Annotated in this window: 28 protein-coding genes and 1 pseudogene; 12 read left to right on the plus strand and 17 right to left on the minus strand. The window is 58.7% G+C overall.

The annotated features are described in order from the left end of the window. Positions 1–170: 170 nt before the first annotated feature. The 5 genes from rluB to rnm all read right to left on the minus strand — a co-directional run bounded on the left by rluB (position 171) and on the right by rnm (position 4,255). Complete coding sequence (rluB, locus tag G5253_RS19130; RefSeq protein WP_266134200.1) at positions 171–1,094, minus strand: 23S rRNA pseudouridine(2605) synthase RluB; 924 nt, start codon at positions 1,092–1,094, stop codon at positions 171–173. Positions 1,095–1,228: 134 nt separating this feature from the next. Further along, positions 1,229–1,801: an SMC-Scp complex subunit ScpB gene (gene scpB / locus G5253_RS19135; RefSeq protein WP_005350230.1), complete on the minus strand. Its 573-nt coding sequence runs from the start codon at positions 1,799–1,801 to the stop codon at positions 1,229–1,231. After that, positions 1,785–2,654, minus strand: a complete 870-nt coding sequence (locus G5253_RS19140; RefSeq protein ID WP_181268990.1) for a segregation and condensation protein A — start codon at positions 2,652–2,654, stop codon at positions 1,785–1,787. Before G5253_RS19140 ends, scpB begins: the two co-directional genes overlap by 17 nt. Further along, the gene (locus tag G5253_RS19145; RefSeq protein ID WP_005338129.1) at positions 2,647–3,267 is read right to left on the minus strand and encodes an L-threonylcarbamoyladenylate synthase; all 621 of its coding nucleotides are present in this window, start codon (positions 3,265–3,267) and stop codon (positions 2,647–2,649) included. Before G5253_RS19145 ends, G5253_RS19140 begins: the two co-directional genes overlap by 8 nt. Positions 3,268–3,373: 106 nt before the next feature. After that, positions 3,374–4,255: an RNase RNM gene (rnm, locus tag G5253_RS19150; RefSeq protein WP_266134201.1), complete on the minus strand. Its 882-nt coding sequence runs from the start codon at positions 4,253–4,255 to the stop codon at positions 3,374–3,376. A 436-nt stretch (positions 4,256–4,691) separates the two neighbouring features. Between rnm and G5253_RS19155 the strand changes: the two genes are divergently transcribed. The 6 genes from G5253_RS19155 to trpA are packed head-to-tail and all read left to right on the plus strand — an operon-like array spanning position 4,692 to position 11,502. Then, entirely contained in the window at positions 4,692–6,326 is a 1,635-nt protein-coding gene (locus tag G5253_RS19155) for an anthranilate synthase component 1 (RefSeq protein WP_266134202.1), read from the plus strand. Further along, positions 6,319–6,918 carry an aminodeoxychorismate/anthranilate synthase component II gene (locus G5253_RS19160; protein ID WP_005359135.1) on the plus strand — a complete coding sequence of 200 codons (600 nt, stop codon included), beginning with the start codon at positions 6,319–6,321 and terminating at the stop codon, positions 6,916–6,918. The genes G5253_RS19155 and G5253_RS19160 overlap by 8 nt, the downstream gene beginning before the upstream one ends. A 15-nt stretch (positions 6,919–6,933) precedes the next feature. Further along, entirely contained in the window at positions 6,934–7,962 is a 1,029-nt protein-coding gene (gene trpD, locus G5253_RS19165; protein WP_266134203.1) for an anthranilate phosphoribosyltransferase, read from the plus strand. Then, positions 7,962–9,458 carry a bifunctional indole-3-glycerol-phosphate synthase TrpC/phosphoribosylanthranilate isomerase TrpF gene (gene trpCF, locus G5253_RS19170; RefSeq protein WP_266134204.1) on the plus strand — a complete coding sequence of 499 codons (1,497 nt, stop codon included), beginning with the start codon at positions 7,962–7,964 and terminating at the stop codon, positions 9,456–9,458. Before trpD ends, trpCF begins: the two co-directional genes overlap by 1 nt. A 47-nt stretch (positions 9,459–9,505) precedes the next feature. Further along, positions 9,506–10,699 carry a tryptophan synthase subunit beta gene (trpB, locus tag G5253_RS19175; protein ID WP_005347359.1) on the plus strand — a complete coding sequence of 398 codons (1,194 nt, stop codon included), beginning with the start codon at positions 9,506–9,508 and terminating at the stop codon, positions 10,697–10,699. After that, complete coding sequence (gene trpA, locus G5253_RS19180; RefSeq protein ID WP_236297533.1) at positions 10,696–11,502, plus strand: tryptophan synthase subunit alpha; 807 nt, start codon at positions 10,696–10,698, stop codon at positions 11,500–11,502. Before trpB ends, trpA begins: the two co-directional genes overlap by 4 nt. Positions 11,503–12,107: 605 nt before the next feature. Here trpA and G5253_RS19185 read toward each other — a convergent pair. After that, positions 12,108–12,319: pseudogene (locus tag G5253_RS19185) on the minus strand (IS481 family transposase); the annotation flags it as partial. Between the two features lie 186 nt (positions 12,320–12,505). On the opposite strand from G5253_RS19185, the gene G5253_RS19190 reads away from it, so the two are divergent. The 3 genes from G5253_RS19190 (at position 12,506) to G5253_RS19200 (ending at position 14,538) form a co-directional block, all read left to right on the plus strand. Further along, positions 12,506–13,504 carry a patatin-like phospholipase family protein gene (locus G5253_RS19190; protein ID WP_421204041.1) on the plus strand — a complete coding sequence of 333 codons (999 nt, stop codon included), beginning with the start codon at positions 12,506–12,508 and terminating at the stop codon, positions 13,502–13,504. A gap of 96 nt (positions 13,505–13,600) precedes the next feature. After that, entirely contained in the window at positions 13,601–14,065 is a 465-nt protein-coding gene (locus tag G5253_RS19195; protein WP_266134206.1) for a hypothetical protein, read from the plus strand. Continuing rightward, entirely contained in the window at positions 14,062–14,538 is a 477-nt protein-coding gene (locus tag G5253_RS19200; RefSeq protein WP_266134207.1) for a hypothetical protein, read from the plus strand. Before G5253_RS19195 ends, G5253_RS19200 begins: the two co-directional genes overlap by 4 nt. Positions 14,539–14,678: 140 nt before the next feature. On the opposite strand, the gene G5253_RS19205 is transcribed toward G5253_RS19200, so the two are convergent. Beyond that, positions 14,679–15,212, minus strand: coding sequence for a metal-dependent hydrolase (locus G5253_RS19205; protein ID WP_421204043.1), 534 nt, complete (start codon positions 15,210–15,212; stop codon positions 14,679–14,681). Between the two features lie 344 nt (positions 15,213–15,556). Between G5253_RS19205 and G5253_RS19210 the strand changes: the two genes are divergently transcribed. Next, the gene (locus G5253_RS19210; protein WP_421204045.1) at positions 15,557–16,333 is read left to right on the plus strand and encodes a BPL-N domain-containing protein; all 777 of its coding nucleotides are present in this window, start codon (positions 15,557–15,559) and stop codon (positions 16,331–16,333) included. A gap of 182 nt (positions 16,334–16,515) precedes the next feature. On the opposite strand, the gene G5253_RS19215 is transcribed toward G5253_RS19210, so the two are convergent. The 8 genes from G5253_RS19215 to G5253_RS19250 all read right to left on the minus strand — a co-directional run bounded on the left by G5253_RS19215 (position 16,516) and on the right by G5253_RS19250 (position 23,536). Beyond that, positions 16,516–16,665, minus strand: a complete 150-nt coding sequence (locus G5253_RS19215; RefSeq protein ID WP_005347375.1) for a hypothetical protein — start codon at positions 16,663–16,665, stop codon at positions 16,516–16,518. 466 nt (positions 16,666–17,131) lie between these two features. Then, entirely contained in the window at positions 17,132–18,343 is a 1,212-nt protein-coding gene (locus tag G5253_RS19220; protein WP_216953192.1) for a NupC/NupG family nucleoside CNT transporter, read from the minus strand. Positions 18,344–18,701: 358 nt separating this feature from the next. After that, a complete protein-coding gene (gene arsC / locus G5253_RS19225) occupies positions 18,702–19,127 on the minus strand; it encodes a glutaredoxin-dependent arsenate reductase (protein WP_005338171.1) in 426 nt (141 codons plus the stop codon). A gap of 62 nt (positions 19,128–19,189) precedes the next feature. After that, positions 19,190–20,254 (minus strand): ACR3 family arsenite efflux transporter, encoded by a 1,065-nt coding sequence (gene arsB, locus G5253_RS19230; protein WP_421204048.1) that lies wholly within the window; start codon positions 20,252–20,254, stop codon positions 19,190–19,192. A gap of 109 nt (positions 20,255–20,363) precedes the next feature. After that, positions 20,364–22,127, minus strand: coding sequence for an arsenical pump-driving ATPase (gene arsA / locus G5253_RS19235; protein WP_421204049.1), 1,764 nt, complete (start codon positions 22,125–22,127; stop codon positions 20,364–20,366). Positions 22,128–22,154: 27 nt separating this feature from the next. Continuing rightward, on the minus strand, positions 22,155–22,523 hold the full coding sequence (gene arsD / locus G5253_RS19240; protein ID WP_005347398.1) for an arsenite efflux transporter metallochaperone ArsD: 369 nt from the start codon (positions 22,521–22,523) through the stop codon (positions 22,155–22,157). Between the two features lie 4 nt (positions 22,524–22,527). Next, the gene (locus G5253_RS19245; RefSeq protein WP_005338181.1) at positions 22,528–22,896 is read right to left on the minus strand and encodes an ArsR/SmtB family transcription factor; all 369 of its coding nucleotides are present in this window, start codon (positions 22,894–22,896) and stop codon (positions 22,528–22,530) included. A 241-nt stretch (positions 22,897–23,137) separates the two neighbouring features. Continuing rightward, the gene (locus tag G5253_RS19250; protein ID WP_005359119.1) at positions 23,138–23,536 is read right to left on the minus strand and encodes an META domain-containing protein; all 399 of its coding nucleotides are present in this window, start codon (positions 23,534–23,536) and stop codon (positions 23,138–23,140) included. A gap of 157 nt (positions 23,537–23,693) precedes the next feature. On the opposite strand from G5253_RS19250, the gene G5253_RS19255 reads away from it, so the two are divergent. Then, positions 23,694–24,173, plus strand: a complete 480-nt coding sequence (locus G5253_RS19255) for a hypothetical protein (protein WP_064338427.1) — start codon at positions 23,694–23,696, stop codon at positions 24,171–24,173. Between the two features lie 3 nt (positions 24,174–24,176). Here the strand turns inward: G5253_RS19255 and G5253_RS19260 are convergent, their stop codons facing one another. Next, on the minus strand, positions 24,177–24,656 hold the full coding sequence (locus G5253_RS19260) for a putative 4-hydroxy-4-methyl-2-oxoglutarate aldolase (protein WP_421204051.1): 480 nt from the start codon (positions 24,654–24,656) through the stop codon (positions 24,177–24,179). A gap of 42 nt (positions 24,657–24,698) precedes the next feature. Then, complete coding sequence (locus tag G5253_RS19265; protein ID WP_421204053.1) at positions 24,699–25,106, minus strand: DUF3293 domain-containing protein; 408 nt, start codon at positions 25,104–25,106, stop codon at positions 24,699–24,701. 396 nt (positions 25,107–25,502) lie between these two features. Between G5253_RS19265 and arcA the strand changes: the two genes are divergently transcribed. After that, positions 25,503–26,222, plus strand: a complete 720-nt coding sequence (arcA, locus tag G5253_RS19270; RefSeq protein ID WP_005338193.1) for a two-component system response regulator ArcA — start codon at positions 25,503–25,505, stop codon at positions 26,220–26,222. Positions 26,223–26,386 lie beyond the last annotated feature (164 nt).

Raw genomic sequence — 26,386 nt, forward strand, 5'->3', positions numbered from 1 at the left:
GTCCGTTTCACACCTTGTCCCATCGGGTTCTCCATTTATTGGGGGGAAAGGTGTAAACCATATTCAGGACGGGACAGTTGATACAAAAAGGCCCGCCCCAGTTGGTGCGGGCCTTTGCTTGGCCGACTGCGCGCTATTTGACGGCGCACAGTTCGCAACGGGTTATCGGCTTACTTGCTGCCGGTACCTGAGTTGCGGCTAGAGGCTTGCGGCTTGCGACGGGCGGTGGTGGCGCGAGCACGCGGCTCTTTGCCCTGCATCTCTTTGTGACGCTGCACGGCGCGACGGATCTGGGCGGCCTGCTTGTGACGGCTGGTTTTGCCATCCTGCTGCAGATCGACCTTGGATTCGGTCTCCGGCGGCAGGTTGACCAGACCGCGCAGGTAGTTCACTTCCGGCAGTTTCAGCTCTTGCCAGCCGCCGCGCGGGATGCCGCGGTCCAGCTTGACGTCGCCGTAGCGGATACGCATCAGGCGGCTCACCTGCACTTCCTGGGATTCCCACAGGCGGCGCACTTCACGGTTGCGACCTTCGGTCAGGGTGACGTTGAACCACTGGTTCAGACCCTCACCGCCAGCCGGTTTGATCTTGTTGAACTTGGCGGTGCCATCTTCCAGCTGAACGCCCTTGCGCAGACGCTGCAGCATGGCTTCGGTGATTTCACCAAAGACACGTACCGCGTATTCCCGCTCCACTTCGTGGCTCGGGTGCATCAGGCGGTTGGCCAGCTCACCATCGGTGGTGAACAGCAACAGACCTGAGGTGTTGACATCAAGGCGACCGACCGCGATCCAGCGGGCACCTTCCATCTTGGGCAGACGATCAAACACGGTGGGACGACCTTCCGGATCGTGACGGGTACACATCTCCCCTTCCGGCTTGTGGTAAGCCAGTACGCGGCAGATCACTTCCTCTGCGGCACGGGTCTTGACCTGGTGACCATCCACCCGGATCACGGCGTTCACTTCGACGCGATCCCCCAGTGTGGCGACCTTGCCATCCACACTGACCCGACCTGCGGTGATCAGGGCCTCCATCTCACGACGGGAGCCGTGACCCGCGCGGGCCAACACTTTTTGCAGTTTTTCACTCATCGGGGTTACCTGATTGTTGATCGCTGCCCACTGGTAAAAGGGGCAACGGGGTTAACTGTAACAAACGCCGGTTGGAGCACTCGCCACAGTTGAAAAATGTATATCTCGGTGACATCGGCACGCTTGGGCACCATTCACCGGGCATCGCTCTCCCCGTCCACCGCAGAGGGCAACAGGGGTTGCAGCTCAGGATCCAGCTCGGGGAGCTGCTCCAGACTCTGCAGATTAAAGTAATCCAGAAACTCTCTGGTGGTGGCGAGCAGCTCGGGGCGACCGGCCACCTCTTTGTGGCCGATGCTGCGCACCCAGCCACGCTCTTTCAGGGTATTCACTATCTGGCTCGACACCGCCACCCCGCGGATCGCTTCGATCTCGGCCCGGGTGATGGGTTGGCGATAGGCGATCAGGGTCAGTGTCTCCATCACGGCGCGCGAATAACGCGGCGCCCGCTCGCTCCAGAGCCGCGAGAGCTCCTCGGCATACTCCTGACGCGCCTGAAAGCGCCAGCCGGAGGCGACCTCTTTGAGCTCGACGCCCCGCGAGCTGTAATCTTGCCTGATCTCGGCCAACAGTAGCTGAACATAGCGACTGGTCACCGGATAATCCGCCAGCACGCTGCTTTTCAGTTCGCTGACATTGAGCGGGCGACCGGCCACAAACAGCGCCGCTTCGATCAGGGTCTTGAGTCGTTCAGTGGGCAGCGCCACGGTTGCCCTCCTCGCTCTGCTCGGCCAATGCGAAATGAATTGGTCCCAGCGGTTCTGCCTGCAGGATCCAGATCAGTTGCTCCTTGCACAGCTCCAGCAGGGCCAGAAACGTCACCAGTACCCCCATGCGCCCCTCTTCGGCGCGCAGCACCTGCTCAAGGCGCAGGGTCTGGCCCAGCGTGAGCATGGCGAGGATCTCCGCCATGCGCACCCGGGTCGGGATCTGTTCGCGGCGGATCTGGTGATGTTCGAAATGAGTCGCGCGTTTTACCACACTTTGCATGTAAAGGGCGAGCTCAACCAGCGAAACATCGGGCGCCAGTGGCTTGAGGGCGCCAAAATCGGGGGGCAAGGCGGCTGCGATATAAATCTCTCGCTCCACCCGTGGCAGCTCATTGACCTTCTCTGCACCTACCTTGTAGCGCTCGTACTCCTGCAGGCGGCGGATCAGGGTCACCCGCGGGTCTTCTCCCTCCTCTTCATCCTCCAGCTCCGGTGCCTTGGGCAGCAGCAGGCGGGATTTGATCTCCGCCAGCCAGGCCGCCATCAGCAGATACTCCGCCGCCAGTTCAAGGTTGAGCCCCTGCATCAGCTCCACGTACTCCATGTACTGGGCGGTGATCTGCAGGATCGGCAGGTTGAGGATATCGAGCTGCTGACGCCGGATGAGGTAGAGCAACAGATCGAGCGGCCCCTCGAAGGTATCGAGGAACACCTCCAGCGCATCGGGTGGGATGAACAGGTCCTGGGGCAGCTCGTGATAGGGCTGCCCCAGGACTTTCGCGATGGGTAGCGCGGCGCCAGTCCCCGTCTCGGCGGAAGGAACAGTCACCGGTTCAGCGACATCACTCAAACGGGGTCGGGTCTCCGGCACCGCGACGACGCAATACCGGCTCGTCGTCAGAGAAATCGACCACTGTGGTGGGCTGCTCGCCCAGATAACCGCCGTTGACCACCAGATCGATCTGCTTGCCCAGCTTGTCGAAGATCTCTTCCGGATCGAACTCGGCCATCTCGGAGTCCGGCAGGATCAATGTGGTGGAGAGCAGCGGCTCGCCGAGGGCTTCCAAGAGCGCCTGAGCTATCTTGTTGTCCGGCACCCGGATGCCGATGCTTTTCTTCTTCTCGTTCATCAGGCGGCGCGGCACCTCTTTGGTCGCCTTGAAGATGAAGGTGTAGGCGCCCGGGGTATTGTTCTTGATCAGGCGAAACGCGCTGTTGTCGACCTTGGCGTAGGTGGAGATCTCGGAGAGATCGCGGCACACCAGGGTGAAGTCGTGGTTGGCGTCGAGGCGACGGATGCGACAGATGCGCTCCAGCGCGCCCTTGTCACCCATCTGGCAACCCAGCGCATAACCGGAGTCGGTCGGATAGACGATCACGCCGCCGTTCTGGATGATCTGTACCGCCTGACCGATCAGACGGGCCTGGGGATTTTCCGGATGTACGTAAAAATGCTGACTCATAGCTTGTTCTCGCAATGGGGGCAGCAATACCTGCCCGCTCGTATGGTCACGGGCCAAAGACCCATGACACTACCTTAACCTGTTTGTGGCCGCTTCGCTGATGCCGTTACCGACTCGCCAGCAGCTCGGCATGCTGTTCGGTGGTGAGCCCGAAGTGACCAGGATAGGCCAACCAGACGGGCATCCCCTCTTTGGGCAGCCAGAGGTGGCGGCCCAACTCGGTCCAGTTGGAGGGGAAGTGAAAATCCGATCCCACCGAGATATAGAGGTCGTGATCCTTGGCCCACTGGCCCAGATTGGCCCGCTCCTGCGGGCTCTGCTGAGGCAATGAGACCTCCATGGCATCGCCACCGGCCGCCTTGAAAGCCACCAGCAGCCGCTTGATCCACTTGGCGGTGAGATCGTAACGGCTGGGGTGGGCCAGCACCGCCAGCCCACCGGCGGCGTGAATGGCCGCGATAGCTTCGCTCATATCGGGCCACTCGGCCGGGGCATAGCCTTTATTGCCACGGCTCAGGTACTTTTTGAATACCTTCTGCATGTTGTCGGCCACCCCGCGTGCCACCAGCACCCGGGCAAAGTGGGCGCGGGTCACGGCAGCGTCACCGGCGAGCGCCTTGGCCTCTTCATAGGTGCCAGGGATGAGGCACTTCTCCAGACGACGCCCGATTTCCAGCGCGCGCGCCTCGCGACGGGCCAGCTGACCGGCCAGAAAGTCGGTCAGCTGCGGATTTTTTTCATCCACCCCCAGCGCCACGATATGGATCTCGTGATGCTCCCAGCCGGTGGAGATCTCGACCCCGCTCACCAGTCGCAGCGGCAGTTGCTCGGCGTCAATGGTGCGGCGCACCTCATCAAGCCCGGCAAGGGTATCGTGGTCAGTAACTGCTAACACCTCGACCTGTTTCTCGGCGGCGCGGCGCACCAGTTCGGCGGGGCTCAGCACCCCGTCGGAGGCAGTGGTATGGCAGTGAAGATCGAATCTCATCAGGTTATTCCGCTCTCGTGGTCAGGTCACCATTCATGGCAAATCGGTGAAAGAAGGCTAAAAAGCGACTTGACTTGGCCGCGGCTTTATCGTTTTCTGTAGGCACTTCATTGCAAACATCTTTTTACAGGACTTTATCATGCAAACGACTTCCATCCTGACCATCTGGTGGTGGCACACTCCCTGACATGCGGGCGTGTGGTCGTTGCTGTACCTGTAATCTGACAGCAAATTAAGAACCCAAAGAAAAAGCCCGCTGACCCCAGCGGGCTTTTTTATTATCCGGCAAATGGACCTGTGATGAAACCGAGAATTCAGACAAGCAAGCTGACCTGGCGATGGCGCCCCTGAACCAGCCACCCCGGACCAATTAAATTTTCAAGGAATTCAACGTCATGAACATCGGTAACACGCATCACACGCAAGGGAACGCACTATGACAGCCACACATCGCCTTCCTCTGGGTGAATTCGATACCCTCAAACTCAACGCCCCCTATGTGGCCGACCCGCTGGCGCTCTATACCCGCCTCTGTCAGGGCCGCCCCAACAACCTGCTGCTGGAATCGGTGGAGATCGACTCCAAGGCAGGCAAACAGAGCCTGCTGCTGGTCGATGCCTGCCTGCGCATCGAGTGCCGTGGTCGCACCGTGCGGGTGCGCAGCCTGAACGACAACGGCGCCCAGTTGCAAAGCCTGCTGGCCGAGCGGCTGCCTGCGGTGGTTGCCCGCTCGCTGGTCGATGGCGAGCTGCAACTCGACTTCCCTGCCTCCGATCGGGAGCAAGACGAAGATTCCCGCCTCAAGGGGAGCAGCGTGCTGGACGTGCTGCGCACCCTGCAGCGGGAGCTCGATTGCCAATTGGGTAAAGAAGCCCTGTTTATGGCGGGCAGCTTCGCCTACGACCTGATCGCCTCATTTGAAGATCTGCCTGAAGTGCCTGAGGGGAGCAACAACTGCCCCGACTACTGCTTCTATGTGGCCGAAACCCTGATCACCATCGACCATATCGAACGCACCACTCAACTGCTTGCCTGCATCTTTGGCGGCGACAGCGACGAGAGCCAGGTGGAAGACAGATACACCCGCCTGACCGAACGGCTCACCGACTTCAAACAGATTTGCCAGCAACCTCTAAGCGCCGAGCTGACCACCCAGCCCCTGACCGGTGGCATGAGCGTGGACAAGAGCGACAAGCAGTTCTGCGCCGAGGTGGAGAAGCTCAAGGGCTTTATCCGCCGTGGCGACATCTTCCAGGTGGTGCCCTCCCGCTGCTTCTCCCTGCCCTGCCCGAGCCCCCTGGCCGCCTATCGCCGCCTCAAGCAGACCAATCCCAGCCCCTACATGTTCTACGTGCAGGATGAGGGCTTCACCCTGTTTGGCGCCTCGCCGGAGAGCGCGGTGAAATTCTGCGCCGCCAGCCGCGACGTGGAGATGTACCCCATCGCCGGTACCCGCCGCCGCGGCTTCAACCCCGATGGCAGCATCAACCGGGATCTCGATGGCCGTATCGAGCTGGAGCTGCGTCAGGACGAAAAAGAGGTGGCCGAGCACCTGATGCTGGTGGATCTGGGCCGCAACGACATCGCCCGCATCTCGGAGCCCGGCACCCGCTACGTCAAGGAGCTGCTGAAAGTGGATCGCTACAGCCACGTGATGCATCTGGTCTCCAAGGTGGTCGGCACCTTGCGCTCTGACCTTGACGCCCTGCACGCCTATCAGGCCTGCATGAACATGGGCACCCTCACCGGCGCCCCCAAGATCCGCGCCAGCGAGCTTATTCGCATGGTGGAAGGCAAGCGCCGCGGCAGCTACGGCGGCGCCGTCGGCTACATCAACGGCGCCGGCGAGATGGATACCTGCATCGTCATTCGCTCGGCGTTTGTCAAAGATGGCGTGGCCCATGTGCAAGCCGGTGCCGGGGTGGTCTATGACTCCAAGCCCCAGGCCGAAGCGGACGAAACCCGCGCCAAGGCGGCCGCCGTGCTGGCCGCCATCGCTGCCAGCCATGGCACCTCCCTTCAAGCCCTGAGCGCCCAGCAGGAGCAACATAAGGACGTGAGCCATGACTAACATCTTTTTGCTCGATAACTTCGATTCATTTACCTACAACCTCGTCGACCAGTTCCGCTCCCTCGGCTATCCGGTGCGGATCTACCGCAACAGCCTGCCGGCCAGCCGCATCATGAGCGAAATCGCCGCCTGTGAAGGGGACGCCGTACTGGTGCTCTCCCCGGGGCCGGGCGCCCCCCACGAGGCGGGTTGCCTCATCGACCTTATCAAGCTGGCCCGTGGTCAGGTGCCCATCCTCGGTATCTGCCTCGGCCATCAGGCCCTGTGCGAAGCCTACGGTGGCACAGTCGGTGCGGCAGGCGAAATTGTCCACGGCAAGCGTTCGCTGATTGAGCACAACGGCCACGGCGCCTTCGCCGGTCTGCCGAGCCCGCTGCCGGTGGCCCGCTACCACTCGCTGGTCGCCACCTATGTACCGGAAGAGCTGACGGTGATTGCCCACTATCAGGGGATGCCCATGGCCATCGAGCAGCAGGATGAGCGGGTGCTGGGTTTCCAGTTCCACCCGGAATCCATCATGACCTCGGAAGGGGCCCGTCTGCTGACTCAGGCGCTCGCCCATATCACCCGTCCAGAAAGCAGCGTGCGTTAAGGTAAGGAGACCAACATGCATCAACATCTCAACACCCTCTATCAGGGTCAGTCTCTAAGCCGTGAAAGTACCCGCGACGCCTTCGGTCAGGTGGTACGTGGCGAAGTGGACCCCATCGTGCTCGCAAGCCTGCTGACTGCCCTCAAGATCAAGGGGGAGACCCCGGAGGAGATCGCCGGCGCCGCCGAGGCTCTCTTGGCAGAAGCGCGCGACTTCCCGCGTCCGGACTATGAATTTTGCGACATCGTCGGCACCGGTGGCGATGGCCTCAACACCATCAACGTCTCCACCACCTCGGCACTGGTCGCCGCCGCCTGCGGCCTGAAAGTGGCCAAGCATGGCAACCGCTCTGTCTCGAGCAAGTCGGGCTCAAGCGATCTGCTGGACAAAATGGGCATCAAGCTCGACATGAGCCCGGCGCAGGCGCGCCGCTGCCTGGATGAGCTCGGCATCTGCTTCCTGTTCGCCCCCCAGTACCACGCCGGGGTGCGCCACGCCATGCCGGTGCGTCAGGCCCTCAAGACCCGCACCCTGTTCAACGTGCTGGGGCCGCTCATCAACCCCGCTCGCCCCACCTATCAGCTGATGGGAGTCTATGCCCCCGAACTGGTGCGCCCCATCGCCGAAACCCTGCTGGCACTGGGGCTGAAAACCGGTATGGTGGTGCACGGCGCCGGGCTGGATGAGATTGCCATCCACGGCCCGACCCAGGTGGCCCAGATCCGTGACGGCGAGATCCGCGAGTTTCTGCTCACCCCGGCTGATTTTGGCCTCGAGACCTATCCGGTCAGCGCCATTCAGGGTGGTGAGCCTGAAGAGAACTGCGCCATCACCGCCGCCATTCTGGAAGGGCGTGGCACTCCGGCCCACAACGCCGCCATCGCCGCCAATGTGGCGCCACTGCTGCTGATGGCGGGCAAGGCGACCGATCTCAAGAGCGCGGCGGCCGAGGTGCTGGCGGTGCTGGCGAGCGGCAAGGCTGCGGATCTGGCCGCTCGGCTCGCCACTTTAAGCCATAAGGAAGCGGGCAATCAGGAGGCATGATGTCAGCCACCATGTCGCACAGCAGTCATTCAGAACGCCCACAGGGCAAGAGCCAGTTTCGCAAGGATAACGAGATGTCAGACCGTATTGCCCCCCATGCATTTCTGAACATGGCCTCCATCAGCCAGACCATTCTCGGCAAGATCGTGGCGGCCAAACAGGAGTGGGTTGCCGCCCGCAAGCTGGCCCAACCGCTGGAGAGCTTCCAGAGCGCGCTGACCCCGAGCGATCGGGATTTCGTCGGGGCGCTCAAGGCGGGCTCCACCCGCTTTATTCTGGAGTGCAAGAAGGCCTCCCCCTCCAAGGGGTTGATCCGCGACGATTTCAGCCCGGAGGCGATCGCCGACATCTATGGCAAATACGCCACCGCCATCTCGGTGCTGACCGACGAGAAGTTCTTTCAGGGGGATTTCGCCTTTTTGCCGCGGGTACGCAGCCGCGTCAGCCAGCCGGTGCTCTGCAAGGATTTCATGATTGACCCCTATCAGGTCTATCTGGCCCGCCACTATCAGGCGGATGCCATCCTCTTGATGCTCTCGGTGCTCACCGACGAGGGGTATCGCGCCCTGTTCGCGGTGGCCAAGGAGCTGGGTCTGGGCGTGCTCACCGAGGTGAGCAACGAAGAAGAGCTGACCCGCGCCATCGCCCTTGGCGCGCCGGTGATTGGCATCAACAACCGGGATCTGCGCGATTTGAGCGTCGATCTCAACCGCACCAAACAGCTGGCCAAAGACATTCCAAGCGATCGGGTAGTGATCAGCGAGTCCGGCATCAACCACCGCGCTCAGGTGGCGGATCTGCGCCACTACGCCAAGGGCTTTCTGGTGGGCTCATCCCTGATGGCCGAGCCGGATCTGGAGGCTGCGGTGCGCAAGCTCACTCTGGGCCAGAACAAGGTGTGCGGCCTCACCCGCGCCGAGGATGCCGCCGCCGCCCATCAGGCGGGTGCGGTGTTTGGCGGCCTGATTTTTGTTGCCAAAAGCCCGCGCTATGTAGACATCCCTGCCGCCCGCGCCGTGATGGCGGGTGCGCCGCTCGCCTATGTCGGGGTATTTCGCAACGCCCAGCCCGCCACCATCGCCAAGACGGTGGATGCGCTGGGGCTCGCCGCGGTGCAGCTGCACGGGGATGAGGATGCAGCCTATATCGATACCCTGCGCCCACTGCTGCCGACTGGCTGCCAGATCTGGAAAGCAATCGGAGTCACAAGCGGCGAGCCGCTGCCCGCCCTCGACTATCCGGCGGATCGCCTGCTGCTCGATACCAAAGTAGGCAGCCAGAGCGGCGGCACCGGTCAGGCGTTCGACTGGGCCATGCTGGCCACGCTCGACAAGAGCAAACTGATGCTGGCGGGCGGCCTTAATCCCGACAACGCCCTGCAGGCGGCGCAAGTGGGCTGCCTCGGCCTTGATTTCAACTCCGGGGTAGAGAGTGCCCCGGGCCAGAAGGATGTGCACAAGATTGCAGCCGCCTTCGGCGCACTGCGCAACCTGTAACGCAACCCTTTTTGATGTTTCGATTTAGCTAATACAAGGAAGAAGCCATGACCCTGCTCAACCCGTTTTTTGGTGAATTTGGCGGTATGTATGTACCCCAAATCCTTATCCCGGCCCTGCTCCAGCTGGAGAAAGCCTTCGTCGATGCCAAGGATGATCCCGCCTTTATCGCCGAATTTCAGTCCCTGCTGACCGAGTATGCCGGTCGCCCGACCCCGCTCACCCTGACCCGCAATCTGACCAAGGGCACCAAGACCCGCCTCTATCTGAAGCGTGAAGATCTGCTGCACGGCGGCGCCCACAAGACCAACCAGGTACTGGGTCAGGCACTGCTGGCCAAGCGGATGGGCAAGAGCGAGATCATCGCCGAGACCGGCGCCGGTCAGCACGGCGTGGCCACTGCCCTGGCCTGCGCCCTGCTCGGCCTCAAGTGCCGGGTCTATATGGGTGCCAAGGATTGCGAGCGCCAGAAACCGAACGTATTTCGCATGAAGCTGATGGGCGCCACCGTCATTCCGGTGCACTCCGGCTCGTCCACCCTGAAAGATGCCTGCAACGAGGCGCTGCGCGACTGGGCCGCCAACTACGAGTCGGCCCACTACCTGCTCGGCACCGCCGCCGGCCCGCACCCCTTCCCCACTATCGTGCGGGAGTTCCAGAAGATGATCGGCGAAGAGGCCAAGGCCCAGTGCTTCGAGAAGGAAGAGCGACTGCCCGATGCGGTGATCGCCTGCGTCGGCGGTGGGTCGAACGCCATCGGCATGTTTGCCGACTTTATCGATGAGCCATCGGTGCGCCTCATCGGCGTCGAGCCGGGTGGTCACGGTATCGAGAGCGGCGAGCACGGTGCGCCACTCGGCCACGGCAGCAAGGGGGTCTTCTTTGGCATGCACTCCTACCTGATGCAGGACAATCAGGGCCAGATTCAGGAGTCCTACTCCGTCTCGGCGGGGCTGGATTTCCCCTCCGTCGGCCCGCAGCACGCCCATCTGGCCGCCATCGGCCGCGCCGAGTACCCCTCGGTGACCGATAAGGAGGCGCTGGACGCCTTCCAGGAGCTGGCCAAATCCGAAGGCATCATCCCGGCGCTCGAGTCCTCCCACGCGCTGGCCCACGCCCTCAAGATGGCCCGCAGTGAACCGGAAAAAGAGCAGGTGCTCATCGTCAACCTCTCCGGCCGTGGCGACAAAGATATCTTCACCGTGGCAGACATTTTCGAGAAAGAAGGAACCTTGTCATGAACCGTTACGCACAACTCTTCTCCCGTCTGGACGCGGCCAATCAGGGCGCCTTTGTGCCGTTCGTGATGCTGGGTGACCCGACTCCTGAACTCTCGCTGGCCATCGTCGATGCGTTGGTCGAAGGGGGCGCCGATGCCCTCGAACTCGGCATTCCCTTCTCCGATCCGGTGGCGGATGGCCCCACAATTCAGGGCGCCGCCCTGCGTGCCTTTGCCAGCCACACCACCCCGGACGACTGCTTCGAGCTGCTAGGCCGTATCCGCGCCAAGTACCCGCAACTGCCCATTGGCCTGCTGGTCTACGCCAATCTGGTCTATGTGCGCAAAATCGATGGCTTCTACGAGAAGTGCCAGCAGGCAGGCGTGGACTCGGTGCTGGTGGCCGACGTGCCGGTGCAGATGTGCGCCCCCTACAAGGCAGCCGCCGACAAATTCGGCATCGACAGCATCTTTATCGCCCCGCCCAATGGCGACGCCGAAACCCTGAAACAGGTGGCGGAGCTCGGCAATGGTTACACCTATCTGGTGAGCCGCGCCGGCGTGACCGGTGCCGAGACCAAGGCCGGCATGCCGGTGGAGGGGCTCATCAATACTCTGCGCGAGTTCAACGCCCCCCCCGCCCTGCTCGGCTTTGGCATCAGCGAACCGGCCCAGGTGCGTGAAGCCATCGCCGCTGGCGCCGCCGGTGCTATCTCCGGCTCCGCCGTGGTGAAGATCATCGAGACCCACCACCATAACCCGGAACATATGCTCACCCGTCTGAAGGAGTTTGTGGAAGGGATGAAGGCGGCGACCCTACGCTAAGCGTTCAGTCAAACGCCCCCCCATGACAAGCAAGGGAGCCCAAGCGGGCTCCCGTTTGTTATCCACCATCCCTGGTTGGTGCCACCCTTGTAGGTCTGATTAGCGAAGCGTAATCAGACGTTCGCGGAATTGATGCTGATGCTATGGCGCGGCTTCGCCACGCAGGACACGAGGGCGCCGCCCTCGACGGGGTTTCGCCCGCCCTTCGGGCGTGGGCGAGTGACTTTGGAAAGACCCGCTCTCTTTAGCAAATCACACCAAAGGTCTTCTCCCCGCTTATTCGCCCGACTGACGTCGAGTATCTTCGGCTCACCCTCTTGTCAAACGGCACGCGCCGATGGGCCTTTGGCCTCAGCCATCCATGGCTTCGCCCAAAGCCCGCTTCGAACATCCGTGTTCTCGCGCCAAATCGGGTCGAGCGGTGCTCGCCCTTTCCCGATTTTGCCCATAGCCCATCGCCGCTCGCTCGGCGTCCTGCCTCGCGGCCTGGACAAGAAGACTCGCCTCAGCGAATAAGAGGGGGATCAACACCGTGCCAACCCACTGCCCCGTCTAACAGCAGATATGCTCCCTCTCTCCTTGGGAGAGGGCTGGGGTGAAGGCATCTACGCATTCACTTCCTTCGGTATCAATTTCAGACCCTTCTTGAACCTGCTGTAGGGGTCTGTCCCTCCATCATCCTGCCCTGATGTGGTCGCTGGTTGTTGTAGTGCTCTAGGTAGCTGTTCAGATCTGTCTGCATCTGCTCTACCGACTCATACCAGGTCGCTCTCCCTTTGATGTGGAATTGTTCATCCAGCAGTGTGCGGTGCCGTCGCGCAACAAGCCAGTTAGTGCCGTGGCTTCCTACATCATAATCACTGCCATCTTTGTATTTATCTGGCCTATTATCTATCTTGTTATCAGGCTTTTTTTTCAAAAATGCACAGTACAGGTGAGACATACCAACGGGTTCAGGTCTTAACCAAACTTTATGTTTTTACATCACAAAGGAGACTAGAAAATGGCATTTAGAATACTGTCTATTGATGGGGGCGGAATCAGAGGAATACTACCTGGCCAAATACTAATATCGCTTGAGGAAAAATTAAAAATCAAATCGCATAATACAAGCGCACGAATTGGAGACTATTTTGATTTGGTTGCTGGGACAAGCACAGGTGCAATTCTGAGTGCAGCATATGTTTGTCCCAATGAAAAAGGACGACCAAAGTATTCTGCTAAAGAGGCAGTAAGTTTTTACCTTGAAGATGGCGACGAAATATTCGATGTTAAATTTTGGCGTTCCATTGGCACATTAGGAGGAGCAAGCGACGAGAAATACTCTGCAAAAGAGCTTGAGAGAGTATTGATGGAAGCATTTGGAGAAACAAAGCTTAGTGAGTTATTAAAACCAACTTGTTTTGTTTCCTATGACGTTGACAGACGAGAACCTAGGATTTTCAAACAACACACTGCCATAAAAAACCAAAAAGATTTTTTAGTGAGAGAGTTATTACGAGGCAGCACTGCAGCGCCAACATACTTCGAGGCGGCACGTATATATTCCATATCTCCGTTAAAACAAAAGTTTGTTCTAGTTGATGGTGGTGTGGTAGCAAACGACCCAGCTCTATGTGCTTATTCAGAAGCCGTCAACATGGGCGTCAGCGGTATTAAAGATATGATTATCCTTTCGATTGGCACAGGGAAAAAATTAAAAAGCTATTCATATTCAGACGTAAAAGACTGGGGGCCACTTGGTTGGGCAAAGCCAGTAATTGACATTGCACTTGAAGGCGGCCCACAAATGACAGAGTATTATTTGAAGCAAATTGCATCGACTGTACCAAATGCTAAATACTTTAGAATTCAGCCAGAACTGTATGGAGCTGATCCGGCGCTAGATAATGCAACAAGAGAGAATCTTGAGAGATTGAGGGATGCCGGTATTAGAAATTCAGAAGTGTTTGACAAACAATTAGACGAAATCGCTGATTTATTGGTAAGCATAGAAAGTTAACATTTAGAATATAACAAGGTGCTCAACTTAATGGGCTAAAGAACGCTGGGTATCCCCAATGTTGGATCCTCTAATAAAATCCTATAGGTAAATTATATGTCAAAATATAAGCTAATGGTTGCAGCGCTTGCATTAACAAATTTAGCTAGTGCTAAAAATCTAGAAAATAAACTTCCTCAGATACAAATGCAGGATTTCAAACAATTAGAAGTTGGTGGGGCAAACCAAATTTTTAAGTTGCATAATTTTCAGGTGGACATTTCCAAATTGGATCTAAAAGTACCTAATCAATACACCGGGGACGACCGAACAAGAATTCTTTCATTATTATCAGAGCTCAAGCGGACATGTCCAGCATGTTCTACAGGAGTAACCATTGGCGGTGGACCTATTTTCGGTGGAAACACTGGCGGAACTGACACTCCACTGTTTACAATTGGGGGTGAAAGCATAGGTGGATTTATCTCTACAGTTACGATCACCAAAATTGAATACGATAAACTCATAAATAAGGCCGCTTTATATGACAGTATAATTACCGAAAACGGGGGGCAGCAATGAAACTTACAAAGCTTGTTATTACCATTCTTTGGTTCAGCATGGTTGCTGCAAATGTAGTACGAGCTGAAGAGCTAAACCCATATGTTGAATACCGTACGAAAACTTACGATCTTCAGCTAGAATACTTGCAACGAATTACGCAACACCAAGCCGAAGTAATGCGTGATATGGAGCACAAACTAAAGCAGCAACAGTTGCAGACGAACGCCATTGCTATAATGGTATTTATTATGGTTTCAATGGGTCTCTTCCTAAGCTTCCTACAATTTAGAGAAGATGCAAAACAAGGTGGAAAATCTTCATTTAGCTTTAAAATAGGCGCCGGCAGCTTTGAAATCAACAGCTCTGTAATAGGGCTTGCAATTCTGGCAATGAGTTTCTGGTTTTTCCAAACATACATTGACAGGGTCTACAGCGTGGAGGTATTCACTGTCGCCCCTTTGGATGTAACTACGTTTGGTGTAAACAGATAAGTACGCAGTCCAACAAGCACTGAAAATTGGGACACCCACCTTTCTGAGCGAGACGTTACATCGCCAGAACCCAAAAGATGGGTGTCCAAGTTGTTATTCTTTTGCTCCGCCACGATATATCCCCCTTTCCAATCCCACCACTACCTCTCCTTTCTCGACACCCGCCATCCCATCAATACCAGCATCAATACAACCCCCGGCAGCCAGACCCAGTAGAGCTCGGAGAGGATCACCGCTTCACCTCGGGCGGTGAGATAGGCTTCCAGCTTGAAGGGGGCGACCCGGATCACCTGCCAGGGGGCGAAGAAACGCTCATCCCGCCACGGCCAGAGCCAGCCAACCCCTTTGCCGCCGGTAGTGAAGGAATCGAGCAGGCTGTGGGAGAACAGAGAGACCAGCAGAAACGACCAGACGGTGGCGGCGCTGGCCCTTAACTGGCGGTGAAACAGCATGGCCAGAGTGGGCAGGGCAAAGGCGAACAGCAATGAGTGGGTAAAGCCGCGGTGGCCAAAGACATGGCCGTAGGCGACCCCCAGTTTAAAGGCGAGCACATCGGCATCGGGCAGCATGGCGATGGCAACCCCTGCCAGCAGCAGGCGCGGCGGGATAATCCGGCTGCCAAGCCCGAGCCCAAGGCAGAGAGGCACGGCGGCGTGGGTGACTATGGTGGGCATATGGTAAAGCTCCAACTGAAAACGTGAGCCTACCTTATCCCCGCTCGGTGAAGTGAAGGTGAAGTGCCCCCTCTTATGTTGCTGGTTTCCCCCTCGAATCCTTATCCATCAGCCATAAGAGGCGTCACACAGGAAGAAGTGAGACGGTTGTTGCACGCGCTCCGAAGCAGGGGCCGAAATCCTGTGGTTTGTCCCTCTGTATTGGCTCGTTCGTTGTGTGTCGAACGCAGGCCCAATCCGCTTTGGCGCGTTAACTTGAAATGTTCATTTAGCAGCGGCTGACATGCAGAACGGGATCGTGATAAGTAGTCTCTTCGGTTCACATCACAGGGATAGTGGCAACGATGAATGTACCAAAAAGCGTCGTGCGGATTGCGAACGTTATCAGCCTTTGGTTAGTGACTGGATGCATGGCAGAGGCCGCCTCTGCACAGCCGCAGCAAGAGCCGTACGCGCTGATCTATAACGGGCCGGTTTCTGATGGGGATAGCACCAAAGCGATTGCGGATGTGGTCAGGCAGCTGGGGCTGCCAGTCAGGTATCTCTCCAATATCGAGGCGCTGCCTGCAGAGCTCGATAATGCCAGGGTGTTTATCGTTGGCGGCACAGAGGACGATGTTGAGCCGCTCCTCAACGCCTTCACCGCGGACGCTCGTTCGGCATTAAAAACCTATTTGCAGAATGGTGGCCGCTACCTCGGGATCTGTGGGGGGGCATTTGTGGCATCCACCGGCTGGTCTGAAGATGAGGGCTTTGTGCCGGCGCTGGGCCTTGTTCCTGCGACATCCGATGATTATGACGGCGACTTTAGCGCCAGGATCTTCCCTATCAGCTGGCTTGGTGAAGCGCGCCAGATGTATTACCAGGGCGGCCCGCAATTTACGCCGGTGCCAAGCCCCGAGCAGGTCAAGGTTATCGCCCATTTTCAAAACCATCATATTGCCGCGTTGATCAGCTCATATGGCAAAGGCAAGGTGGCGGTTTCCGGGCCACACCCCGAAGCCCCCGAATCATGGAAAGCGAACGCAGTGGACGGCGACAAGATGGAGTCGAATATTCATCTAGCCGTTGGACTCGTCAACGAGTTGCTCTCCGAAGAGCCCGTCACCCATTCGAATTAGTCGCATCCCTACGCCCCTGGATTTGCTCCCATTGATCGGCCCGGAAGTCAGGCCATCCAATCGACCGCAATCCATAAAAAAACCACCTACCTGCAAAAGGTCGGTGGTTTTTTTATCGGTGGCAGATCACGGGTAGCCGATACAAAGCGTTCGCTACCTCAACTTTCGCCCGGGAACGAGCACTACTCTTCCTGCTCCTCCGGTTGTCTCTCCCCACCCCGCAACTGTTGCAGCTCATCGACTCGGGCTTGCCACTTCTCTTGGGCTTTTTTGCGCTCCTGAAGCTGGAACTCTTCGCGCATGGTGTCGATGTTAAGGTCAAGTGTTTCCATCAGAGTGTCTCCTTTGTATGACCGCTTAAAGACTGGCTGACGGCGCATTGGCCAACCTGCTCCCCTATTCAGACACCACTCATCCCCCAAACGCCCAACTAAATAATCGATTGAATATGCAACATTCAATCTAAAAAACTATTCATTCTGCACGGTGACACGCTGTAGCAGCGGCTGCCGCCCCGTTACGCGAAACGCAACGAGGCCCACGTCCCCCGCCAAAAAGGTGATAAAGGCATACGCAGTAACCCGGTTTGGCGTAGTCCCATGCTGGAGCAGATCTCATCGCCGAACCGGATTATCTGGCACTGCGCCGAAATGGCGTTAAGCAGTGCTACTACCATTTTCAAAGGCAGGCAGCGCAGTTGCCCAACCGGCGAAACCAATAAAAAGACCCCCTATTGCCCAGCGGTAAGAGGGGGTCTTTTGTTTGAGCCGCCGGCTAGCCGGCTATTGCCTCACGCTATCAGGCCAGCGAGACAAAGATCCCGGCCAGGGTGGCACTCATCAGGTTGGCGAGGGTCGCCGCCAGTACCGCCTTGAAGCCCATATTGGCCACATCGTGGCGGCGCTCCGGTGCCATGGTGCCGATGGAGCCGAGCTGCACCGCAATAGAGCCCAGATTGGCGAAACCACAGAGGGCGAAAGTGATGATGATCTGGGTGTGGGCGCTCAGATCTGCCTTGATATTGGCAAAGTCCAGATAGGCAACGAACTCGTTCATGATCACCTTCTGACCAATCAGGGAGCCTGCCGCCATCATCTCGCTGGTGGGCACGCCAATCAGCCAGGCCACCGGAGCAAACAGATAGCCCAGCAGCTGCTGCAGGGAGAGATCGGCCCAGCCGAACCACTCGCCTACGGTGGTGAGGCCAGCGTTGATCATGGTGATGACGCTGACAAAGGCGAGCAGGATGGTGCCGATGGCCACGGCGATCTTCATGCCGCCCATGGCGCCGCCCGCCAGCGCGTCGATGGCGTTGCTGTAGTCGCTCTTGTCGAGGGTGATCTCGGTCTGATCGCTCACCTGCTGCTGCTCCGGCACCAGCAGTTTGGCCATCAGCAGGCCACCGGGCGCCGCCATAAAGGAGGCGGCAATGAGGTATTTAAGATCCACACCCAGACCGGCGTAACCGCCCAGCACCGAGCCCGCCACCGAGGCCATGCCACAGGTCATCACCGCAAAGAGCTCGGAGCGGGTCATACCGGCGAGGAAGGGACGAATAAGCAGCGGCGACTCCCCTTGCGACAGGAAGATATTGCCGGTAGCCACCAGCGACTCGGCGCGGCTGGTGCCGAGCAGGCGGTGCACGGCGCCACCCAATACACGGATCACCCACTGCATGATGCCGAAGTGGTAGAGCACGGCGATCAGCGCGCTGATAAAGATCACCAGCGGCAGCACCCGCACGGCGAAGATAAAGCCGTTGCTGGCGAGATCGCCAAACACAAAACGGATGCCGCTGTCGGCAAAGCCGAGCAGGGCGGAGACGCCATTGCTCATGGCACCGAGCATGATTTGTCCGGGGGGGAAATAGAGCACCAGCGCAGCAAAACCGGTTTGCAGGGTGAGCGCACCCAGCACGGTTCGCCAGCGGATGGCTCGGCGGTTTTCACTCGCCAGCCAGGCGATAAACATCAGGGCCAGCATACCGACCAGACTCAATAACAGTGTCATCTTGCACCTATGAAGAGAGGAGTTTCATATGGCAAGTCTGCAGACAGGCGTCGCGGGAGATCCGGCGGGAGAGGTGCCGACCCACGCGACACGCAGACCACAAACCTACAGGTTAGTGGCGGGTCCCATCCTGGGGTCATTCACGTTCCGGGTGACAGCATGTATCGGGTGACGCCAGCGCCGTCGCAGGGGGAGATGCGGCCGGGTGGCAGGTCGGGCGGCGATGGTACAGTGATCATCGTCACAGAAAAAGCGGTAAAACGATTGGCCGGAATAACTTTTTCAACTTGTTCACACAACGAAACAGGGCCAGCGTGACGCTGGCCCTGTTTCAATCCGTACTTGAGCGTTCAGATGATTACTTGAGGCGCTTGCCGCTCGCATCCACCACCTGCTCGCCATCCTCCTTGGCGAAGGCCCCTTTTTGCTGATCGGGCAATATATCGAGCACCACTTCCGACGGACGGCACAGCTTGGTGCCAAGAGGCGTCACGACGATGGGACGGTTGATGAGGATGGGGTGAGCCAGCATGGCATCGATCAGTTCATCATCGCTGAAACGATCTTCCGCCAGACCGAGCGCCTCGTAGGGGGGCACGTTCTTGCGCAGCAGATCCCGCACCGGCATGGCCATGGCGGCGATCAGCGCCACCAGCTGGTCGCGGGAGGGGGGCGTCTCCAGATAGTGGATCACGGTGGGCTCGACGCCGCTGTTGCGGATCAGCTCCAGGGTGTTACGGGAGGTACCACATTCCGGGTTGTGATAGATGGTGATTGCACTCATTTGCCTGTCTCTCATTAATCAAGTGAATAGAAAATGGATAGCATCTAGTTCGCGGCCATCAGTTAACGGCTCAGCCCCGCTTCGTACCAGGGTTTGCTGGCGTTAACCACCCGCACCACCAGCAGCATGATCGGCACCTCGATCAGCACGCCAACCACGGTGGCGAGCGCCGCGCCGGAGTGAAAGCCGAACAGGCTGATGGCGGCGGCCACCGCCAGCTCGAAGAAGTTGGAGGCACCGATCAGGGCGGAAGGACAGGCGACCGAGTGCTTCTCCCCCACCTTGCGGTTAAGCCAGTAAGCCAATCCCGAGTTGAACAGCACCTGGATCAGGATCGGCACCGCCAAGAGGGCGATAACCAGCGGCTGCTCGATGATGGCGTTGCCCTGAAAGGCAAACAGCAGCACCAGAGTGAGCAGCAGGGCCGCCACCGACCAAGGCTGGATGCGGGTCATAACGCCGTCAAAATGGGCCTCTCCCTTTTTCAGCAAAGCCTTGCGCAGCAGTTGGGCGATGATCACCGGGATGACGATATAGAGCACCACAGAGGTGAGCAGGGTATCCCACGGCACTATGATGCTGGAGACTCCGAGCAGCAGCGCCACCAGCGGGGCGAAGGCAAACACCATGATGAGGTCGTTCACCGCCACCTGCGACAGGGTGAAGTAGGGATCGCCGTTGGTGAGGCGGCTCCAGACAAACACCATGGCGGTGCAGGGGGCCGCCGCCAGCAGGATCAGGCCCGCTACGTAACTGTCGAGCTGATCAGCCGGCAGCCAGTCGGCAAACAGCACGCGGATAAAGAGCCAACCGAGGAAGGCCATGGAGAAGGGCTTGACCAGCCAGTTGATAAAGAGGGTGACCCCAATGCCCTTCATGTGCCCCTTCACCTGATGCAGGGCGCCAAAATCGATCTTGAGCAGCATGGGGATGATCATCACCCAGATCAGCAGCCCCACAGGCAGGTTGACCTTGGCTACCTCCATGGCACCGATCGCCTTGAAGAGATCCGGCAAACCCTGCCCGAGCCCAATCCCCACCAGAATGCAGAGGGCGACCCAGGCGGTCAGATAACGTTCAAAAAAGCCGATGGCAGGCACGGCCTTGGCATCACATGTTGCAGACATCACAGCTCCCGATGCGGCGCAATCCCGCATCTTCTATTGGTTCAACACACGGGTTTATAACAAGTAATGGCATATTCAAGCCGCCCCGGCAGCGGGCCGGGGTGGCGACTCAATGGTGCTGGCAGAGGCGGCGCAGGGCATCGGGCCCTACCGGCTCCTCGGCGAGCAGCGGCACCACGGCGTAGCGGCTGGCGTGTTGCTGCTCGACCGCTTCGATATGGGGCAACTGGCGCTCGGCCCGCAGTTGCAGCAGCGGTGAGCTGACCGCAGCTTGCTGCAAGCTGTGGTTGATGAGCCAGCCCCAGGGCTCGATGCCAGCCCGGCGCAGATCGGCCTGCAGATTGGCCGCCTCCTGCACTGGCGTCGGCTCGGGCAGCGTCACAATCAGCACCTTGGTCTGCTTGGGGTCCTGCAACTGCATCATGGGGGTGGTGAAGTGCAGCCCCTTGTTTCCCATCTGGCGAGCGATCTCCCTGTGGTAGGCGCCAGTAGCGTCGAGCAGCAGCAGGGTGTGGCCGGTAGGGGCGGTATCCATCACCACGAAACGCTTGCCCGCCTCGCGAATGATGCGCGAGAAGGCCTGAAACACGGCAATCTCCTCGGTACAGGGGGAGCGCAAATCCTCCTCCAGCAGTGCTCGCCCCTGCTCGTCCAGGGCCGCCCCCTTGCTGGCCAGCACCTGAGCGCGGTAATGCTCGGTCTCGGCGTGGGGGTCGATGCGGCTCACCTCAAGATGGGGCAGACTAGCTGCCAGCGTCTCGCTCAGGTGCGCGGCGGGATCCGAGGTGGTGAGGTGCACCGGCAAGCCGCGGCTAGCCAGCTCCACCGCAACGGCGGCCGCCAGCGTGGTTTTGCCCACCCCGCCCTTGCCCATCAGCATGATAAGGCCGTGACCTTCGGCGGCCAGCTCGTCCACCAACGAACTCAACTCGGGCTGGGCTGGCTTGACAGTGGACTGTACTGCCGGAGATTGGGCGGCGCTTCCCTCTGATTGCAGCAGCTGGCGCAAACTGTCGACCCCCACCAGATTGGTGGCCAGCAGCGGGATATGATCCTGCGCCAGCCCCTTTATCCCCTGCGGCATCTGAGCGAGAGCCTGTTGCTCGCGCTGCCAGAGCGCCATTGCCAGCGGATCTCCGGCAATGGCGCCTTCGGGGAAGAGGCCATTGATCACTAGTTGCTGGTTCAACAAGCCGATGGCGGCCAGCTCCTCGTGGGTGCGGGCCACTTCCCGCAGAGTGGATTGCTGGGCCCGCGCCACCAGCACCAGACGAGTGCGGGCAGCATCAGCCAGGGCGGCGACCGCCTCTGCATACTGGCTGCGCTGTTTCTCCAGCCCCGCCAGCGGGCCGAGGCAGGAGGCATCCCCCTTGCCCTGTTCCAGAAATTCGCTCCAGGCGCCCGGCAGTTGCAGCAGCCGGATGGTGTGGCCGGTTGGGGCCGTATCAAAGACGATGTGGTCATACTCGGCCAGCAGTGTTTGGTCGGTCAGCAGGGCGGTGAATTCGTCAAAAGCGGCGATCTCGGTGGTGCAGGCGCCGGAGAGCTGCTCCTCGATGCTGCGCACCACGCTCTCGGGCAACTTGCCGCGCACCGGCCCGACGATCCGCTCCCGATAGGCTTTGGCCGCCGCCGGGGGATCTATCTCCAGCGCCGACAAACCGGGCACAGCGGCGATGGTGGTGACGCGATTACCGATCTCGGTGGCAAACACCTGCCCCACGTTGGAGGCAGGATCTGTGCTGACCAGCAGCACCCGCTTGCCAATATCACACAGCGCCACCGCACTGGCGCAGGCCAGCGAGGTCTTGCCTACTCCGCCCTTGCCGGTGAAGAAGAGAAACGGCGGTGGATTGGTCAGAAAATGGTACATAGCCTCTCCCGAATGGTGCGTCACGACTCAGCAACAACCGCTGCCAGAGCAGCAACCGCCCTTGACGATCCCCTTGATAGCAGCTTGCGGCGCAGGCAGCCCGGCATAACGGGCCAGCTCGCTGCGGCTCGGATAACGGCCGGTCAACACCACCTGCCCCTCCACCAGCACCAGTGGCAACCCCTCCTCCCCGGCGTGGGTCAGAAAAGCGCTGACGGCAGGAGTCTCGGCAAACTGCATCGGCTGCTGGGCCAGATTGAAACGCTCGATGGCCACCCCCTGCTCCTTGGCCCAGGCAAGGTCGGCTGCGAAGGTGACCAGTGCCTGATCAACCTCGGTACCACAGACACCGCTGGAGCAGCAGAGGGCGGGATCAAAAATCTGAATGGAGGACATGGCATTACTCCTTGTTGCAGCAGGGCTGCGCAGGCAGAACATGGGGGGAGCAGGCTGACTCGGCACGCATCACGCCGCACGCCTCGGGATGACCGGCACAGCACTCCTCGGTGAGGTAGGCGATCACATCCAGCATCAGGGGAATATTGGCGCGGTAGCGCAGAAAGCGCCCCTCCTGCTCCACCGACAGCAGACCGGTGTTGAGCATAGCCTTGAGGTGAAACGAGAGGGTGTTGGGGGCAATATCGAGCTCGCTGGCCAGTTCACCGGCGACCCGCCCCTCCAGCCCGGCCTTCACCAGCAGCCGCCATACATCGAGCCGGATGCCGGATGCCAGCGATTCAAAGACCTTGGTGGCCATCTCTTTGTTCATCTTCACTCCCCTTGGTGCGACTTTTCATTTCAACTATACAAGAATTATTGAAATGATCAAGATACGTACCAAAGCGAAGATACGAGATTCTGGTATCAAACCGGGCTGACTGGAGAATCGACGAGTGAACAACAGTAGCGGACGACCACACAGGGTTCGTCGCAGATAAACAGACGCCCTCCAGAGGGAGGGCGTGTATCAGACAGTCAGAGCTGTCGGGGCAATCAGACGAACGCGTGCCTTATTTGGCAGCTGGCACAGCGTTGAAGGTGAGCAGGGCCGCCTTGTTGGCATCGCTCAGAGTCAGCTGGTTGCCGTTGATGGAGTAGGTTGCCACCTTCTCCAGCTTTTGCAGGAACTCGGTCTCTTTGTTCATGGCGTCGCCGATGCACATCATGCGAGTGGAGCCCATGGCGCCCAGCGTCAAGACACCGTCACCCTGTTTGGTGATACCGCCAAAATAGCGGTTGCAGCCGCCCTTGCCCGCCACCTTGCCGTCGACCACTTGCAGGGTGAAGGTATCGCCGGTGGCGCCTTGCAGCTGCCAGCTGGATGCTTGCAGTTGAGCCATGCTGGAACCTGTTGCCATTGCGCAGCCTCCCAGCGCCAGCGCGGCCAGCAGAGTCAGTTTCTTGTTCATGGATTCACCTCTTAATGATTAGAGCCATCAATACGGCAGCCTGTTTAACATGGCTGGCGCCCATGCCAAAGGATTTTATTGTGATCTCCCTTCACTTTACTACCAGCTGGCATGTGCCATGCTTAGGCTCAGTTCCGGACCCAGGGAGGGGAAACGAATGGTCAAATCGCTCATCATCACACTGCTTGCAACCTGCGCCAGCATGGCAGCACAGGCCGCCGACTGGGCAGTGGTTCAGCCGCAATCCAATCCGTCTCTCTATGTCAAAAGTTACTCGGGTGTGCTGCTCAATGGCCATAGCCATCACAGCGACAGTTTTGATCTCTGGCTGGTCAATAGCGGCTATCAATATCCGGTGGTGGATGATGTGACCCTCTTTATGGAAGCGGGCCCGGCGGTGGCGGATCAGAATCGCACATCCGGTTTCAATATGAGTTCGGGGGTACGCTACCAGCTCTCTCCGGCATTCAATATCGGCAGCCAGATCAAACATCTCGATCTCAACAAGGCCAGCACCCTGCTGGAGCTCAACTCCAGCCTGCTGCTGACCCCCAGACTCTCCCTCACCGCCAACTACGGCGTCAGCGCCATCACTGCCGATCAGGCACTGAGCCTGGGGGTCGGCTTCAACTTCTGATGATCACAACAGCGGCGTGGCGCTCACCACCACGCCGTTGCGATCCGCATAGACATAATCCCCTTCGTGGATGGTCACACCGGCAAAGCTGACCACGGCCCCCAGCTCACCCAATCCCCGCTTCTCGGTTTTGACCGGACAGGCGGCCAGCGCCTTGACCCCGAGCGCCAGTGTCGCCAGAGTGCCCACATCCCGCGCCGCGCCGTGGATCAGGAGCCCCTCCCACCCCTGCTCCACCGCCTTGACCGCCAGTTGATCGCCAAGCAGCGCACGGCGCAGCGAGCCGCCGCCGTCGATCACCATCACCTTGCCGTGACCGGGGCGGGTCACCAGATCCCGCACCAGACTGTTGTCTTCATAACAGGAGAGCGTTACGGCGCGACCATAGAAGATGGCCTTGCCGCCAAAATCCTGAAACACCGGGTCGGCCACTTGCAGCAAGTCGCCATGTTGATCGCAGAGGTCGGGCAGGAGATCCAGCATGATTTGATTCCTTTCAGATACATGAAGGTGTTCATTCTTTCATCAGGCAAGATTTCTGGCAATCCAGAAGGATTCAATATTGCCCAGACAAACTGCTGATTTATCCGTCAATACCGGCACCAGCCAGAGCTGGCCATCCTCCACCCAGTAGAGAGCATTCTGGCCAAAACGGGCAGCCAGCTGACGGGCTTGTGGCAGGGATAGCGCCACCGCCAGCGATGACTCCTGCCAGCATTCGTCCGGGTCTGATCCCCAAAACGGCCCCTCCACGGGCACCTGCAAATCCACTGTCAAATGGCGCCACATCGCCCGTTCCCGCCGCATATTGCGTCGTTCTGTGACCCACTGACTGGCCGGATTCCAGGCTGTGATGATGGCAAAAGCAGACCACTCTGGTGGCTCAAATGGCGCGATAAAGCAGATTTTCTTGTAGTTTTCCCACAAATTCATGTCAATCACATGTTACATTCCATTACATTCTGTAGGGGCGAAAACCCGGTTCAGGCCAAGTATGATGCAGCTGTACCAGGGTTTGACCTATATCAAATCAGAGTTAAAAAGTTGCTATCTGACGGCAAAGAGTGTTGTTATGCTCCTGTTAACTGATAAAATGCGGCCACTTTCGTAATGGACGACCTTTCCAGGCTCTGCTCGACCAGACTTGTCGGGAACCTATAAGTGGCACAGGGATACTTGCCGGTACTGATGCCTAATTCGCGATATTCCGACCTGACTCTCATACCCAGGATGACGTAATAAATTTTCAGGATCAGTCAGGAAATCGGTTTGAAACGCCAAAGAGTGTTAAATTTAAGATAATTAACTGATAAGAATCTGGGAATACTCATGCAAACACCACACATTCTGATCGTCGAAGACGAGTTGGTCACACGCAATACCCTGAAAAGCATTTTTGAAGCCGAAGGCTACATCGTGCTCGAAGCCAACAACGGCGACGAGATGCACCAGGCCCTCACTTCCCACACCATCAATCTGGTGATCATGGACATCAACCTGCCGGGCAAGAACGGCCTGCTGCTGGCCCGTGAGCTGCGTGAGAACGACAACATCGCCCTGATGTTCCTGACCGGTCGTGACAACGAAGTGGACAAGATCCTGGGTCTGGAGATCGGCGCCGATGATTACATCACCAAGCCGTTCAACCCCCGTGAGCTGACCATCCGTGCCCGCAACCTGCTGAGCCGCACCATGAACGTGGCTGCCGGTGGCGAAGAGAAGAAGCTGGTTGAACGTTATCTGTTCAACGGCTGGGCGCTGGATATCAACAGCCGCGCTCTGGTCAGCCCCACTGGCGACATGTTCAAGCTGCCGCGCTCCGAGTTCCGCGCCATGCTGCACTTCTGCGAAAACCCGGGCCAGATCCAGACCCGTGCCGAGCTGCTGAAGAAGATGACCGGCCGTGAGCTCAAGCCCCACGACCGTACCGTCGACGTGACCATCCGTCGCATTCGCAAGCACTTCGAAAGCGTTAACGATACTCCGGAGATCATCGCCACCATCCACGGCGAAGGCTACCGTTTCTGTGGTGAGCTGGAGCAGGAATAAGCTCCCGCTACGCAGTTGATCTGAAAAGGCGCCTCGGGCGCCTTTTCTGTCTCTGCTGTCCCGTCCTGAATATGGTTTACACCTTTCCCCCCCAATAAATGGAGAACCCGATGGGACAAGGTGTGAAACGGACACAGCGCGATTACTCGCTGACTTTTAAACTG

The sequence above is a fragment of the Aeromonas sp. 602658 genome, assembly GCF_049173005.1.
Classification (GTDB): Bacteria; Pseudomonadota; Gammaproteobacteria; order Enterobacterales; family Aeromonadaceae; genus Aeromonas; species Aeromonas veronii_A.